The 14,928-nt window shown below is 60.2% G+C and carries 15 protein-coding genes; 14 read left to right on the top strand and 1 reads right to left on the bottom strand.

Annotation, left to right across the window (positions count from 1 at the left end; all coding sequences use genetic code 11):
• Positions 1-86 precede the first annotated feature (86 nt).
• The 3 genes from ACIOWE_RS07570 to ACIOWE_RS07560 all read left to right on the top strand — a co-directional run bounded on the left by ACIOWE_RS07570 (position 87) and on the right by ACIOWE_RS07560 (position 1,817).
• Positions 87-446 carry a DUF6124 family protein gene (locus tag ACIOWE_RS07570; RefSeq protein WP_401389326.1) on the top strand — a complete coding sequence of 120 codons (360 nt, stop codon included), beginning with the start codon at positions 87-89 and terminating at the stop codon, positions 444-446.
• A gap of 240 nt (positions 447-686) precedes the next feature.
• Complete coding sequence (locus ACIOWE_RS07565; RefSeq protein ID WP_401389323.1) at positions 687-1,190, top strand: hypothetical protein; 504 nt, start codon at positions 687-689, stop codon at positions 1,188-1,190.
• A gap of 102 nt (positions 1,191-1,292) precedes the next feature.
• Positions 1,293-1,817, top strand: a complete 525-nt coding sequence (locus ACIOWE_RS07560; protein ID WP_401389320.1) for a phospholipase D family protein — start codon at positions 1,293-1,295, stop codon at positions 1,815-1,817.
• A gap of 300 nt (positions 1,818-2,117) precedes the next feature.
• On the opposite strand, the gene gspI is transcribed toward ACIOWE_RS07560, so the two are convergent.
• On the bottom strand, positions 2,118-2,492 hold the full coding sequence (gene gspI, locus ACIOWE_RS07555) for a type II secretion system minor pseudopilin GspI (RefSeq protein WP_401389317.1): 375 nt from the start codon (positions 2,490-2,492) through the stop codon (positions 2,118-2,120).
• Positions 2,493-2,639: 147 nt separating this feature from the next.
• Between gspI and gspG the strand changes: the two genes are divergently transcribed.
• The 11 genes from gspG to ACIOWE_RS07500 all read left to right on the top strand — a co-directional run bounded on the left by gspG (position 2,640) and on the right by ACIOWE_RS07500 (position 14,847).
• Complete coding sequence (gene gspG / locus ACIOWE_RS07550) at positions 2,640-3,098, top strand: type II secretion system major pseudopilin GspG (protein ID WP_201203124.1); 459 nt, start codon at positions 2,640-2,642, stop codon at positions 3,096-3,098.
• Between the two features lie 8 nt (positions 3,099-3,106).
• Entirely contained in the window at positions 3,107-4,066 is a 960-nt protein-coding gene (gspK, locus tag ACIOWE_RS07545) for a type II secretion system minor pseudopilin GspK (protein WP_401389313.1), read from the top strand.
• Positions 4,063-5,253 (top strand): type II secretion system protein GspL, encoded by a 1,191-nt coding sequence (gspL, locus tag ACIOWE_RS07540; RefSeq protein ID WP_401389310.1) that lies wholly within the window; start codon positions 4,063-4,065, stop codon positions 5,251-5,253. The genes gspK and gspL overlap by 4 nt, the downstream gene beginning before the upstream one ends.
• Positions 5,246-5,794 carry a type II secretion system protein GspM gene (gspM, locus tag ACIOWE_RS07535; protein WP_401389307.1) on the top strand — a complete coding sequence of 183 codons (549 nt, stop codon included), beginning with the start codon at positions 5,246-5,248 and terminating at the stop codon, positions 5,792-5,794. The genes gspL and gspM overlap by 8 nt, the downstream gene beginning before the upstream one ends.
• Positions 5,791-8,172 carry a type II secretion system secretin GspD gene (gspD, locus tag ACIOWE_RS07530; RefSeq protein ID WP_401389304.1) on the top strand — a complete coding sequence of 794 codons (2,382 nt, stop codon included), beginning with the start codon at positions 5,791-5,793 and terminating at the stop codon, positions 8,170-8,172. The genes gspM and gspD overlap by 4 nt, the downstream gene beginning before the upstream one ends.
• Positions 8,169-8,609 (top strand): hypothetical protein, encoded by a 441-nt coding sequence (locus tag ACIOWE_RS07525; RefSeq protein WP_401389301.1) that lies wholly within the window; start codon positions 8,169-8,171, stop codon positions 8,607-8,609. Before gspD ends, ACIOWE_RS07525 begins: the two co-directional genes overlap by 4 nt.
• A 15-nt stretch (positions 8,610-8,624) precedes the next feature.
• Positions 8,625-9,002 carry a hypothetical protein gene (locus tag ACIOWE_RS07520; protein ID WP_401389298.1) on the top strand — a complete coding sequence of 126 codons (378 nt, stop codon included), beginning with the start codon at positions 8,625-8,627 and terminating at the stop codon, positions 9,000-9,002.
• A gap of 439 nt (positions 9,003-9,441) precedes the next feature.
• On the top strand, positions 9,442-10,848 hold the full coding sequence (gspE, locus tag ACIOWE_RS07515; protein WP_315446913.1) for a type II secretion system ATPase GspE: 1,407 nt from the start codon (positions 9,442-9,444) through the stop codon (positions 10,846-10,848).
• The gene (gspF, locus tag ACIOWE_RS07510; RefSeq protein ID WP_401389294.1) at positions 10,848-12,059 is read left to right on the top strand and encodes a type II secretion system inner membrane protein GspF; all 1,212 of its coding nucleotides are present in this window, start codon (positions 10,848-10,850) and stop codon (positions 12,057-12,059) included. Before gspE ends, gspF begins: the two co-directional genes overlap by 1 nt.
• 470 nt (positions 12,060-12,529) lie before the next feature.
• On the top strand, positions 12,530-13,639 hold the full coding sequence (locus tag ACIOWE_RS07505) for a substrate-binding domain-containing protein (protein WP_401389291.1): 1,110 nt from the start codon (positions 12,530-12,532) through the stop codon (positions 13,637-13,639).
• Positions 13,640-13,734: 95 nt separating this feature from the next.
• The gene (locus tag ACIOWE_RS07500) at positions 13,735-14,847 is read left to right on the top strand and encodes a substrate-binding domain-containing protein (RefSeq protein WP_401389288.1); all 1,113 of its coding nucleotides are present in this window, start codon (positions 13,735-13,737) and stop codon (positions 14,845-14,847) included.
• The last annotated feature ends 81 nt before the right edge of the window (positions 14,848-14,928 follow it).

The raw sequence follows: 14,928 nt of genomic DNA, 5'->3' as shown, positions 1-14,928 counted from the left end.
TGTCCGGTCGGTCAACCCGCGTACAGCTGCCACCCTGTTTGTTTGACCGCGAACGGTGGCGGCTCCAGTCATCAAGGAGCTTCACCATGATCAAACCAACACCCAACCCGCCCGAAGCCGACTCGGTTTCCCCCTACGAATCCCTCGACTCAAAAAAATTCCACGAAGCCGCCGACCGCGCCCTCGACCATTACCTTTGTCCGCCCGGGTCCACGCCGCCCCCACGTAGAATCCGCGGGATGTATGCCGTGACTGCGGACAACAAAAACGAAGAATTGCTGATCGATGCCAGCGAAACACTTGCTTCGGCCAAGACCATTGCGCAGGACTGCGCCAGTCTGTTGCCGGCAGCGCAGCGGCGGGCGTTGTTGGGGATTGCGCAGTTGATCATGCTTGGGGAGCTGGCGGTGAATCGGGCGCTGGATAATCTGCAATTGGCGGATTGATGCGGGTGTCGGGTACATCTGGTGATTGATTGGGTGTCTGTTCTGGCGCCTTCGCGAGCAGGCTCGCTCCCACGGGGTTTTGGGTTAGTCACGGATAGTGTGTCCGGGCGCTGAAACTTGTGGGGGTTGGCTTGGCTGCGATGGCGGCCCGACAGCGTAGATTTTTGTCTGTAGGCGGAGGGACGCTTGCTCATGCTAAATTTTGGGAAATCAGATAGTTGAAAGTAGAGTTCGAACGCTATGTTGACCCTTCTCAAGGGCGAGAATCAGGGCTTGAAGGTCAAGCCTCGCTGGCCATCCTTTGAAGTACTGATTGAACAAAATGTCTTCCTTAAATTGATTGAAGCGCAGTCCAAGCTTCCCCCGTCAGTTCAACTACTGCTCGTTCGGGGATATGAAAATAAAAGCAGTCAGCTGGGGTTATTCAGGTTCCTGTCGAGGTGGCTGGGCATCCGGTTGTTTTGCGCTTGCTATCCAGGCCGAAAAGACGAGGTGAACGATATATTTGGCTCGAATGGGCATGACGTGGATGGCTCTCACGTCGATGTTTCCATCATTCTGAATGGCAGGAGACTGCGATTTTTGCCGTTGGGCGTATTTACATCGCCGAGCCTTCAACACAGCAGGGCGGCTGAACATCTTAGCGTTCTCAACGAGGTCAAGGCTGCCCTGATGCAGTGCGGCTTCAAGATTCACCGCAATCCGACAGAGAGCATGCAGATACATTGCGACTTTGAAGGGTAGTTGGCTGGTGCGGCTGATGATCTTTTCCGGGAAGAGGTAACTCAGATGGGCCAACGTCCTGCAACTAAAGTGTCCCGCCTGTTCAACTCAAGGTCTTCAAACATGACTGGATTGCAATGCGCCGCGCTGGCGATCTTGCTCAGTACCACGGCCATAGCCCATGCCGAACCCAGCGTTCAGGTCGGTTTTTCCCCGGAGGGTTCGGCGCGAAAGCTGGTTCTGGAAACCATCGGGTCTGCGCAGCACAGTATTCAAATGCTCGCCTATGCGTTCCAGGCTCCCGATATCGTGCAGGCTTTGATTGATGCGCAGAAGCGTGGTGTGGAGGTGCGCATAGTGGTCGATAAAAAGCGAAATCTGGGCAAGTCCAGTAAGACGGCGATGGACCTTGTGGTTTTGAACGGCGTGGAACTGCGCACCAATGAGCATTTCCATCTCCATCACGACAAAACCATCATTGTTGACGGGAATACGGTCGAAACCGGTTCGTTCAATTTCGCGCCGTCCGCCGAAACAGCCAACTCGGAAAATGTGGTGGTGATTCGAGATATGCCGGAGGTTTCGCGTCAATACATCGCGCATTGGCAATCACGCTGGGAGCTGGGTGTGCCTTATCCGCAACGCTGATTGGCATCCGGATGCCTGGCAGGGATTTAAGGTTAGTCAGTCATTGGCCAGAAGCCGATGTTCGACCGATTGCCGTGTTCAGTTATAGGGAGAGCTGGCGGTGAGTCGGTTGTCGGAATCACCTGGTGATTGATTGGGCGTCTGTTCCGACGCCTTCGCGGGCAAACCCGCTCCCACAGGGTTTTGCGGTGAGTGCAAAATCTGCGAACACCACAAAACCTGTAGGAGCTGCCGAAGGCTGCGATCTTTTGATCTGGCCTTTAAAAGACAAGATCAAAAGATCGCAGCCTTCGGCAGCTCCTACAGGGGGCGGGTTAGTAGGGTTTCGAGTTTTGCCAGGGGCGGGGCATCCTGGTTGCGGTCAAACACCTGAATTCCAATCTTCAGCAACCGCCCATTCTCTGCCGCCCCAATCACCTGCTCACACCGCAACAACAACCGCCCCTGATCGCAATCCTGCGCTTTCATGCCCATCGGCAACTTGCCGTCCAACCGCAACTCCGCCATCCGGCTTTGCGCCGCCAGCATCGCTACAGACCGATCCCGTAACAGCCCGCTACTCTGCGTCATCAACCCCGCCACGCGCACAGCCGCCGACATCGCCACGGCAATAATCGCCAGCGCCACCAGCACTTCAATCAACGTGAAACCGTCTTCCCGCGAACGCACACGCATAAACAGCCCAAAACCAAAACCCAGCCCTCGACGCTAACCCGCGTCCTTGACGGCTTGACGACGAAAACACCCGAGGATTTTCAACATCCCTGACATATCTTCTTGCAACACTGCGCGTCGAATCGAATCAAGCCAGGGAATGTCGAGATGGATATCGCACCTTTCAAATCGCTTCATCAACCGTTGCGCAAGCCGCGTGGTCAGCAGGGTTTCACGCTGATCGAGATCATGGTGGTCGTGGTGATTCTCGGGATTCTGGCGGCGATGGTGGTGCCGAAAGTGCTCGACCGTCCGGATCAGGCGCGGGCGACGGCGGCCAAGCAGGACATTGGTGGTTTGATGCAGGCGTTGAAGCTGTATCGCCTCGATCACGGCACTTACCCGAACCAGAGTCAGGGCCTGAAAGTGTTGGTGGAGCGGCCGGCGGATGCCAAGAACAGCAACTGGCGTTCGTACCTGGAGCGTCTGCCGAACGATCCGTGGGGTCGTCCTTATCAGTACCTCAACCCCGGCGCCAACGGCGAGATCGACATCTTTTCCCTCGGTGCCGACGGTCAGCCTGACGGCGACGGCGTGAATGCCGATATCGGTTCCTGGCAGCTGTAAGGCCGGCCATGAACAGCCGTTCGCCTGATGGGGCGAAGCAAGAGGGCATGGCGATTATCAGCGCGTTGTTGATTGCGGCCGTGGTGGCGGTGATTGCGGCGGGCATGCTGACGCGCCAGAGCGTGTCGACCCGTGCGCTGGAGGCGGATCAGCAGCGCGTGCAAGGGCGTTGGGTGGTGCAGGGCGGGCTGGAAATCAGCCGTCAATTGCTCTGGGATGCGCGCCAGCGTGACCCGTTGACCCGGCTCGATCAGCCGTGGGCGCAGCGTCTGACTGCCCAGGGATTTGAAGGCCGACTGGAAGACGAGCAGGGCAAGTTCAACCTGCGCAATCTGGTGGCCAACGAGCGAGTCGACGAGGCGCAGGTCGCGGCGTTTCAGCGTTTGTGTGAGTTGATCGGGGTCAGCGCCGGGTTGAGTCAGCGCATCAGTCAGCGGGTGATCGCGTCCTACCCGCGACTGCTGAATCCGCCGATTGCCGAGGCGCCGAAAAGCGGCTTTGACAGCGGTCGCGCCACCTCGCCCAACGCTTCGCGTAAACCGCAGAATCCGACGCTGCCGATGCTGCGCAATCTCGATGATTTGCGCAGCGTTGACGGGGTAAATGACGCGCTCATCGCCAAAATGGCGCCGTACCTGACGGTGATCCCCGCGACGACGTGGCTCAACGGCAACACCGCCACCGCGCCGGTGCTGGCGGCGTATGTGCCGGGGTTGTCGCTGGAGCGTGCGCAGGCGCTGATCAATGAACGCGACGCCGGGCGCTGGTTCATCAACCGGGGCGATTTCGTCAACCGCTTGCGCATGCCGAATCTGGAAGTCAGCAGCGTCAAGGTCGGCATCACCAGTGACTGGTTTCGCCTGCGTGGCGAGGCGCGCCGCGAGCAGCGCCGGGTCAGTCTTGAGGCGTTGCTGCATCGCAGTCAGGACCGCTTGCCGCAGGTGATCTGGTCGCGGGTGGGTGTATGAGCCAACTCAGGATTGCCTTGCCGAGATTGGCGGAACTGGACCTGCGCAGCGTGTTGAGTTGCGCCTGGCTGGATCGGCAAGGTCAGGTCAGTCGCGAAGAATGCCTGACGCTGGAGCAGTTGGGGCAGATGGCGAAAACCCCGGCGCTGGTGGCTTTTCTGCACCCGGCTGACAGCCTCGTGGCGGCGATCGATTTGCCGCCGCTGCCGGCGAACAAAACTGCAGCGGCGGTGCAGTGTGCGGCGCAAGCCTTGATGCTGGGCGACAGCGCCGAGATGCACATTGCTCACAGTGCTCGGGATGACGCCGGGCAGGTGCAGATTGCATGGGCACCTCGGCAACACTTGCAGCGCCTGGGCCTGATGCTCAAGCAACACGGTTTGAGCCTGCGCGGTCTGTACCCGGCGGCTTACCGTTTGCCGGTGTTGCCGGGCACGGTTGCTTGCGTGGAGGACGGTCATTTGTTGCTGCGTGACAGCGTGCAATCGGCGTGGGTGCAGCCGCTGTTCGATGACGAGGTCGACAGCGCTTCGTGGACGCCGGGCACGACGCTGCACTGGATCGGCGACCACGCGCCGGCCGATGCCGAATTGCCGATGGCCGATGCGCAACGCTGGACCGGGCCGCTGCCGGGTTGGGGCCTGCATGGCGCCGTGCAACAGCAGGCCGGCGAGCAGCGTGGTTGGGGTCGGGCGCTTGGCTTTTCGTTATTGGCCGTGGCGGTGTGGGTGATCGGTTTGAACCTGTATGCCGCCCGTGAGGCCGGTCAGGGTCAGCAACTCAAGACGCAAATGAATCTGCGGGTGAAACAGGCGTTTCCCGAGTTGCCGGTGATCCTCAATCCGCTGCAACAGGCGCGTCAGCAGATCGCTGCACGGCAGAAAGGCGCGGCGGACGATCCGGCGCAAAACTTCAGCCGATTGGTGTTGCAGGCCGGCACTGGCATGCCGTCGATGGCGGGCAGTGTCGAGCGTCTGTCGTTCGCGGACGGGGCGCTGCAGATCACTTTGCTCACCGATGCGCGGCGCAATGGCAACGACAAGGACTGGCAAAGCTCTCTGGCCCAGGCCGGCATCAGCGTGACGGCGGACGATGACGGCTGGACCTTGCGCCCGGGCGCTGACAACAGCGCCAGCGGAAACACCACCACCGAAAGCGAAGACAGCAGCGAGGCAAACGATGAATAAGGCAGCGCTGGCGGTTTATCGCGCTCGTTGGCAGCAGTTCACCCGCCAGCTTCAGGCGCGCTGGCAGCCGTTGGCACTGCGTGAAAAACGCATGGTCAGTGCAATGGCGATCGCGCTTTTCGGCTTGCTGCTGTGGGTCGCACTGATCCAGCCGCCGCTGAAGAAAATCAGTTATTGGCAGAGCGAAACGCCCAAGTTGCGTGCACAGACCGAGGCACTGGAAGTGCTGTTGCGTGAGGTCAGCGTGCGCCCGGAAGGGCAGAGCGTCGGCCAGTCGCTTGAGCAGACGTTGCAGGCCAGCGGTCTGGGTGGGCATTTCCAGTTGCAACCCGCAGACGGCGGCGCCTGGCAGTTGAGCTTCGATGCCGCACCGGCGGATGCGCTGCTCGACTGGTTGCTGAGCACGCCGGGACAACTTTCTCTGCAAGTGGTCGAGGCCCGTTTGCAACGCGCAGACAACACCTCGACCGAGATCACTGCCGGCACTTTGTCAGGCACCGTTCGCATGGATCAGGCGCAGGGCGCTAAGGAAGCTTCATGAAGGGGTCAGGATCCAAACCGGCACGTCTGGCATTGCCGATGCTGCTGATGGCGTTGAGCGCGTGCAGCAACACCACCACACCACAGAATCAGCCGCCGTTGCTGGTCGACAGTGAACTGGGCCGGCCGCTGGCCAACACCCAGCGCAGCGGCGACGCGGTGCTCGACCGCGAGCGCGCGCAGGCGCAGGCGCGACCTGCGCCGAAGCAATTGCACAACATCAGCAAAAGTGCGCGCAGCGGCGCCGCGTCGTCGGGCATTGCGTTGCCGAGCAATCCATTGGGTGATCAACCGGTGACGCTGAATTTTGTCGATGCCGATATTCAAGCGGTGGTGCGGGCGTTGTCGCGTTCCACCGGTCAGCAGTTTTTGGTCGATCCAAGGGTGAAGGGCACGCTGACGCTGGTCTCGGAAGGTCAGGTGCCGGCGCGGCAGGCCTACGACATGTTGCTGGCGGCGTTGCGCATGCAGGGTTTCAGCGTGGTCGATGTCGGCGGTGTCGCGCAGGTGGTGCCGGAGGCGGACGCGAAGTTGCTGGGCGGGCCGATCTATAGCGCCGATAAGCCGGCGGGTAACGGCATGCTCACCCGCACGTTCCGCTTGCAATACGAGAACGCGGTGAATCTGATTCCGGTGCTGCGGCCGATCGTTTCGCCGAACAATCCGATCAACGCCTACCCGGGCAACAACACCATCGTCATCACCGATTACGCCGAGAACCTGACCCGCGTGGCGCAGTTGATCGCGAGTATTGATTCGCCGAGTGCGATTGACACGGATGTGGTGCAGATCCAGAACGGTATTGCTGCGGACATCGCGCCGATGGTCGCTGATCTGCTGGATGCACCGGGCAATGATCCGACGCAGAAAATCGCGGTGATCGGTGATCCGCGCTCCAACACCATCATCATTCGTGCGGGCAGTCCGGAGCGCACGGAGCTGGCGCGTAATCTGATCTACAAACTCGACAATGCGCAGAGCAACCCGAGCAATCTGCATGTGGTTTATCTGCGTAATGCACAAGCGGCAAAACTGGCGCAGGCACTGCGTGGTTTGCTCACGGGTGAAAGTGACAGCGGCACCAGCGACAGCGCGCGTTCGGTGCTCAGTGCCATGGGTGCAAGCACTGGTGGCAATGCTGGGCAGAACGGCCAGAGCGGCACGCAAACCAGTGGCACAACTTCGACCACGTCGAGCAGTGGCAGCACTGGCGGCAGTTACGCGCAGGGCAGTGGCGGTACCAGTAGCAGCGGTAATCAGGCCAGTGAACAGAACGTTGCGTTCAGCGCTGGTGGCGTGACTATTCAGGCCGACGCCACCACCAATACCTTGCTGATTTCCGCGCCGGAGCCGTTGTATCGCAACCTGCGCGAGGTGATCGATCTGCTCGATCAGCGCCGCGCGCAAGTGGTGATCGAAAGCCTGATCGTCGAAGTCGGTGAGGACGATGCCAGCGAATTCGGCGTGCAATGGCAGACCGGCAACCTTGGCGGCAAAGGCGTGATTGGTGGCGCGAATCTGGGTGGTTCGGGGATCAACACCAACGGCAAGACCAGCATCGACGTACTGCCGCAGGGTTTGAACCTGGGCTACGTCAACGGCACCGTCGACATTCCCGGGATCGGCAAGATCCTCGACCTGAAAGTGCTGGCCCGCGCCCTGAAGAGCAAGGGCGGCACCAACGTGCTGTCGACGCCGAATCTGCTGACCCTGGACAACGAAGCGGCGAGTATTTTTGTGGGCCAGACCATTCCGTTTGTCAGCGGCAGTTATGTCACGGGCGGCGGGGGCACCAGCAACAACCCGTTTCAGACCGTGACCCGCGAAGAGGTCGGTTTGAAGCTTAATGTGCGCCCGCAGATTTCCGAGGGCGGTACGGTCAAGCTCGATATCTATCAGGAAGTCAGCAGCATTGATGAGCGAGCTTCGGCCAGCGCCAATTCTGCGGGGATTGTCACCAACAAGCGGGCGATTGATACCAGCATTCTGTTGGATGACGGCCAGATCATGGTGCTTGGCGGTTTGCTCCAGGACGGCTACAGCCAGAGCAATGATGCGGTGCCTTGGCTGGGCAGCCTGCCGGGGATCGGCGCGCTGTTTCGCAATGAACGCCGGGCGATCACCAAGACCAACCTGATGGTGTTTCTGCGTCCGTACATCATTCGGGACAGCGAGGCGGGGCGCAGCATTACGCTGAATCGGTATGACTTCATGCGTCGGGCGCAGGGTGGTTTGCAGCCGGAACGCAGTTGGGCGATGCCGGACATGCAGGCGCCGCAGTTGCCGTCGGCGGCGCAGGGTGTGCCGGCGGTGGTGCCGAGTTCGGGGCCACGCGCCACGATCAAAGCGGTTCCAATTGAAGGGAGCACACGTTTTTGAAGCCTGCCCTCAATGTGAGTGATGCCTTTGTGGTGAGGGGATTTATCCCCGATGGGTTGCGCAGCAGCCCTAACACCCGTCACCCGGATTATCCTGGCACTCCGCGTGTGAAGGATTTACGACTGCTGCGCAGCCGATCGGGGATAAATCCCCTCGCCACAGGGAATTGCATTGCTACAGGAAATCTCGGTGCTCCTTTGTATCGCATTGCCACAAGGATCAGGCGCAACACCGCACCTGTAGGAGCTGCCAAAGGCTGCGATCTTTTGATCCTGCTCTTCAGCGGCATAGAGAAAAGCCAAAGCAAAAGATCGACTTCGGGGCCGCGAGCAACCAGGCTGCGATCTTTTGATCTTGCTCTTCAGCGGCATAGAGAAAACCCAAAGCAAAAGATCGACTTCGGGGCCGCGAGCAACCATCAAAGCGGTTCCAATTGAAGGGAGCACACGCTTTTGAATCAGCCCCCCAATGTGAGTGATGCCTTTGTGGTGAGGGGATTTATCCCCGATGGGTTGCGCAGCAGCCCTAACACCCGTCACCCGGATTATCCTGGCACTCCGCGTGTGAAGGATTTACGACTGCTGCGCAGCCGATCGGGGATAAATCCCCTCGCCACAGGGAATTGCATTGCTACAGGAAATCTCGGTGTTCCTTTGTATCGCATTGCCACAAGGATCAGGCGCAACAGCGCACCTGTAGGAGCTGCCAAAGGCTGCGATCTTTTGATCCTGCTCTTCAGCGGCATAGAGAAAAGCCAAAGCAAAAGATCGACTTCGGGGCCGCGAGCAACCATCAAAGCGGTTCCAATTGAAGGGAGCACACGCTTTTGAAACAGCCCCTCAATGTGAGTGATGCCTTTGTGGTGAGGGGATTTATCCCCGATGGGTTGCGCAGCAGCCCCAACACCAGTCACCCGGATTATCCTGGTACTCCGCGTGTGCAGGGTTTACGACTGCTGCGCAGCCGATCGGGGATAAATCCCCTCGCCACGGGGAATTGCACTGCCACAGGAGATCCCAGTGCTCCGGGGAGTCGCATTGCCACAAGGATCAGGCGCCACACGTTTTTGAAACCTGCCCTCAATTTAAAGTGCCCCCCTGTGGCGAGGGAGCTTGCTCCCGCTCGGGGGCGAAGCCGCCGTAAATCCGGTGTGCGAGGTGTGTCTGAAACAACCGGTGTGCAGGTTTTGGGTCTGCTGCGCAGCCCAGCGGGAGCAAGCTCCCTCGCCACAGGGGATTGCATTGCCGCTTGGAGTAGGGAGGACATGAGATGAGTGTGTTGCCTTACGCCTGGGCCAAGGCGCAGCGGATTTTGTTGTGCGACGGGGTGTTGACGGTGTGTCCGTCGACGCCGGGCTGGTCGATCAGTGAGGCGCGGCGTCAGTTTGGCGCGACCACGATACAGCGCGTGCGCGATGACGAACTCGACGGCTTGCTCGCCAGCGCTTACGCCGATACCGGCAGTGCGGCGGCCGTGGTCGGCGCGGCGGAAAACGAAGTCGATCTCGACCGCCTGATGCAAGACATGCCGGAAATCACTGACCTGCTCGACACGCAGGACGGCGCACCGGTGATCCGCATGATAAACGCCTTGCTCACGCAGGCGGCGCGGGACGAGGCCAGCGACATTCACATCGAACCGTTCGAAACCCATTCGGTGGTGCGCTACCGGGTCGACGGCACCTTGCGTGACGTGGTCTCACCGCGCAAGGCGTTGCACGGCGCGCTGGTGTCGCGGATCAAGATCATGGCGCAGCTCGACATCGCCGAAAAACGCCTGCCGCAGGACGGTCGCATCGCCTTGCGTGTGGCCGGGCGGCCCATCGATATCCGCGTTTCAACCGTGCCGACCGGACATGGCGAACGTGTGGTGATGCGTCTGCTCGACAAACAGGCCGGGCGTCTGCACCTCGAAACCCTCGGCATGGACGCGCAGGTGCTGGCGAAACTCGATCACCTGATTCGCCAGCCCCACGGCATCGTGCTGGTCACCGGGCCGACGGGCAGCGGCAAAACCACCAGCCTGTACGCCGCACTGGCACGGCTCGATGCGAGCACCAGCAACATCCTCACCGTCGAGGATCCGGTGGAATACGACTTGCCGGGCATCAGTCAGATTCAGGTCAACGCCAAGATCGACATGACCTTCGCCCTGGCGTTGCGGGCGATCCTGCGGCAGGACCCGGACATCATCATGATCGGTGAAATCCGCGATCTGGAGACCGCGCAAATCGCCGTGCAAGCCTCGCTGACCGGTCACTTGGTGCTGGCGACGCTGCACACCAACGACGCGGTGTCGGCGGTCAACCGCTTGATCGACATGGGCGTTGAACCGTTTCTGCTGGCCTCATCGATGCTCGGCGTTTTGGCACAGCGTCTGGTGCGACGCTTGTGCAATCAGTGCAAACAGGAAGACCCGGCGACACCGGGGACCTGGCGCCCGGTCGGTTGCGCGGCATGCAATCAAACCGGCTACAGCGGCCGCACCGGCATTCACGAATTGTTCTGCATCGACGACGACATCCGCACCCTGATTCACCAAGGGGCAGGGGAGCAGGCCTTGCGCGCATCAGCCGCCAAAGCCGGAATGTTCAGCCTACGTGAGGACGGTGAGCGCTGGATCCGCAGCGGCGCCACCGCGCCTGAAGAAATCCTGCGCGTGACACGGGACGCCTGATGAATCGCTATCGTTTTGAAGCCGCCGACGCGACCGGAAAAATCGAATCCGGGCACCTGGAAGCCGACAGTCAAACCGCTGCGTTCAGTGCGTTGCGCGGTCGGGGCCTGACGGCACTCATGGTGCAAAAGGAAAGCAACGTCGCCCAGCATGGCGGGGGCGGCATGTTCAGCGCCCGCATGTCGGACAATGATCTGGCTTGGGCCACGCGGCAATTGGCAAGCCTGCTCGGCGCCAGCCTGCCGCTGGAAGCCGCATTGAGTGCCACGGTCGAACAGGCTGAGAAAAAACACATCGCCCACACTCTAAGCGCCGTGCGTGCCGACGTGCGTAGCGGCATGCGTCTGGCGGAATCGCTGGCGTCGCGACCCCGGGATTTCCCCGAGATCTATCGCGCGTTGATTGCGGCGGGCGAAGAGTCCGGGGATCTGGCGCAGGTCATGGAGCGACTGGCGGATTACATCGAGGAGCGCAACAACCTGCGCGGCAAGATTCTCACGGCGTTTATCTATCCGGGCGTGGTCGGGCTGGTGTCAATCGGCATTGTGATTTTCCTGCTCAGCTATGTGGTGCCGCAGGTGGTCAGTGCGTTTTCTCAGGCACGGCAGGATCTGCCGGGGCTGACGCTGGCGATGCTCAATGCCAGCGATTTCATCCGCAGTTGGGGTTGGTTGTGTGCCGCGTTAATGACTGGGGCGTTCTGGAGTTGGCGCCTGTATCTGCGCAATCCGGCGGCGCGGTTGAGTTGGCATCATCGAGTGTTGAAGTTGCCACTTTTCGGTCGTTTCATTCTGGGCCTGAACACCGCCCGTTTCGCCTCGACGCTGGCGATTCTCGGCGGCGCCGGGGTGCCGTTATTAAGGGCGCTGGAAGCGGCGCGGCAGACACTGTCCAACGATCGTCTAAGCCTGAGCGTCACTGAGGCCACGGCCAAGGTGCGTGAGGGTGTGAACCTGGCGGCGGCGTTGCGGGTGGAAAACGTCTTCCCGCCGGTGCTGATTCACCTGATCGCCAGTGGCGAAAAAACCGGTTCGCTGCCATCGATGCTGGAGCGCGCAGCGCAGACCCTGTCCCGTGATATCGAACGGCGGGCGATGGGCATGACCGCGCTGCTGGAGCCGCTGATGATTGTGGTGATGGGCGGGGTGGTGTTGGTGATCGTGATGGCGGTGTTGTTGCCGATCATCGAGATCAACCAACTGGTCCAGTAGGGGTGTTTCTGAAATATTGATGGTGTCTGGGCCGGCCCCTTCGCGAGCAGGCTCGCTCCCACAGGGGAATGCATGTCAAATGTGGGAGCGAGCCTGCTCGCGAAGGGGCCAGTCAGAGCAACAAATAATCCAATCTTTTTTCAGGGGCTTCGGCATCACCCGACCCCTGATCAAGCCATCCTCGGGTTCTCCTTTCTGTTATCTGCAACCACCCACCAACGCCTCCAGCCCGATTCAGCCAAACCCCTGATCCAGACCCTCCGCTGACCCGCGCAAACACCCGAGAAAATCCCTCGAAAATCAGTCCGCACCTCCCGAGGTTTTTTCCTTTATCTGTCACCGGAAACTGCGAATTTCTCAGTGCGACTTAACCAAGGCCAACGCTAGCGAGGGCCAGTTGAGTCCTCCCAGTGTCATGCAAGCCATCCGAAACCCTGTGTTCCCAAAACCAGTTGAAAAGGAGATTCTTCATGTTCAAGCGCACTCTGATCGCAGCTTCCCTGACCGTTGCCGCTCTGGCTTCCGCTCAAGCCATGGCCGTTACCGGTGGTGGTGCAACTCTGCCTGCCGCTCTGTACAAAGGTTCTGCAGACAGCATCCTGCCAGCCAACTTCACCTACGCAGCTGTGGGTAGCGGCGCTGGCAAAACGGCTTTCCTGACCAACGTTGCCACTGGCTTCGGCGCCACCGGCACCGTGCACTTCGCCGGTAGCGACTCGGTACTCAGCGCTTCGGACATCAGCACCTACAACACCGCGTTCGGTGCTTCGTACGGCCCGCTGATCCAACTGCCTTCGGTTGCCACTTCGGTTGCCATCCCTTACAAAAAATCCGGCCAGACCGCTCTGAACCTGACCAGCGCTCAACTGTGCGACGCCTTCTCGGGCACCGTGACCACTTGGGGCGGCCTGTTGGGCACTGCTGACACCACGCCGATCCGCATCGTTTATCGCAACGTTTCCAGCGGCACTTCGGAAATCCTCACCCGTCACCTGAACGCTGTCTGCCCAACCAAGTTCACCACCAACTCGACGTTCGTCAACGCCCGTCCAGCCGGTTCGACCCTGCCGTCGAACTGGGTCGGCGTCGCTGGCACTGCTGACGTCGCGCCTACCGTTGCAGCCGTTGATGGTTCGCTCGGTTATGTCGGTCCGGACGGCGTGGACGCCACCAGCAACGCCCTGGTTTCGCGCATCAACAACGTACAACCAACGTCGGCCAACGTTGCCCTGGCACTGGCTTCGGTGACTCCACCGGCGACCGCTGCTCTGGCCGCTGACCCGACTCGTTGGTCGCCAGTGGTGGCCAACCCGGCCATCGGTTACAAACTGGCTGCCTACACCAACCTCATCGTCGGTCAGTGCTACAAGGATGCAGCCGTGGCCAACGACGTGAAGGCGTTCCTGACCACTCACTACAACACCACCACCAACGACCTGGCCGTCAAGAACCACGGTTTCGTGACTGTGCCATCGGCCTGGAAAACCAAGGTGTATGAGACCTTCGTTTCCAACGCTACCGGTTACAACCTGAACATCAACAACACCAGCGTCTGCAACGCCATCGGTCGTCCTTTGTAAGGCGCTCGATTCACACCGCAACACGAATGGCAGCCCCTCGGGGTTGCCATTTTTTTTGGCTTCCGTTCGCGGGGCATTCGATAAGGAGATTGAACATGTACAAACTCATTGCAAAGGTTGCGTTGCTGTCTGCGGCGGCGCTGGTTTCGGGTCAGGCATTGGCGGTGACCGGTGGCGGGGCGACGCTGCCTGCTGCGCTGTACAAGGGCTCGGCCGACAGTATTCTGCCGGCCAGTTTCAGTTACGCCGGTGTTGGCAGCGGGGCAGGTAAAACGGCATTTTTGAGCAACAACGCTGCGCCGTTCGGCACTACAGGCACTGTGCATTTCACTGCCAGCGATTCGATCCTGACGGCAAGCGAAATCAGCCAATACCAGAGCGCTTTTTACGCCAGTTATGGTCCGCTGATTCAACTGCCATCCTTGGGCACTGCAATCGTCGTGTCCTATAAGAAAAGCGGTATCAGCAATCTCAACCTGACGAGCAGCCAGTTGTGCAGCGCGCTGTCGGGTGAGGTCACAACGTGGGGCAATCTAATGGGCACTGCCGACACCACACCGATTCGCGTGGTCTACCGGAACAACGCCAGTGGCACCTCGGAAATCCTCACTCGCCACCTCAATTCCGTTTGCCCGACAAGGTTCTCGACCAGTTCGTTGTTTACTACCGCGCGCCAGCCGTCAGGTTCGACAGTGCCGATAAACTGGGTCGGCGTGTCGAGCGACACTGATGTCCTGCCTACGATCAATCAGGTCGACGGCTCGATCGGTTACTCCGGCCCTGACGGCATTCTGGTGAGCGATAACACTGTCGTTGCCCGTCTTAACGGTGTGCTGCCAACCCCGCCCAACGTCGCGCTGGCACTGTCTTCGGTGACGCCGCCGTCGACGTTTAACGACGCCTCTAATCCAGCCCACTGGTCACCCGTGGTGGCGAAACCTGCCCTTGGCTACAAAATTGCTGCCTACAGCAACTTGATCATCGGGCAGTGCTACAGGGATGCCAACGTGGCCAACGAGATCCGTAACTTTCTCACCACTCACTACAGCCAGCCTGGCAACAATGCTGCGGTACAGGCGCACAAATTCCTTGCGATGCCACTGGCCTGGAAAAAAGCCGTCACCGCCAACTTCATCACCAACACCACCGGCTACAACCTCGACATCAACAACCCGGCCGTGTGCAACGGCATCGGTCGTCCCCTTTGAAAGTGACTGCCGCCGAACCGATGGCAGCCCCGTACAGGGCTGCCATTTTTTTCGAAGGCGCAGCACGGCCCGCCGCGAATA

The organism is Pseudomonas sp. NPDC087598 (assembly GCF_044743525.1).
Taxonomy (GTDB): domain Bacteria; phylum Pseudomonadota; class Gammaproteobacteria; order Pseudomonadales; family Pseudomonadaceae; genus Aquipseudomonas.
The sequence above is the reverse complement of the archived record's forward strand: the minus strand, read 5'-3'. Positions and strand labels throughout refer to the sequence as shown.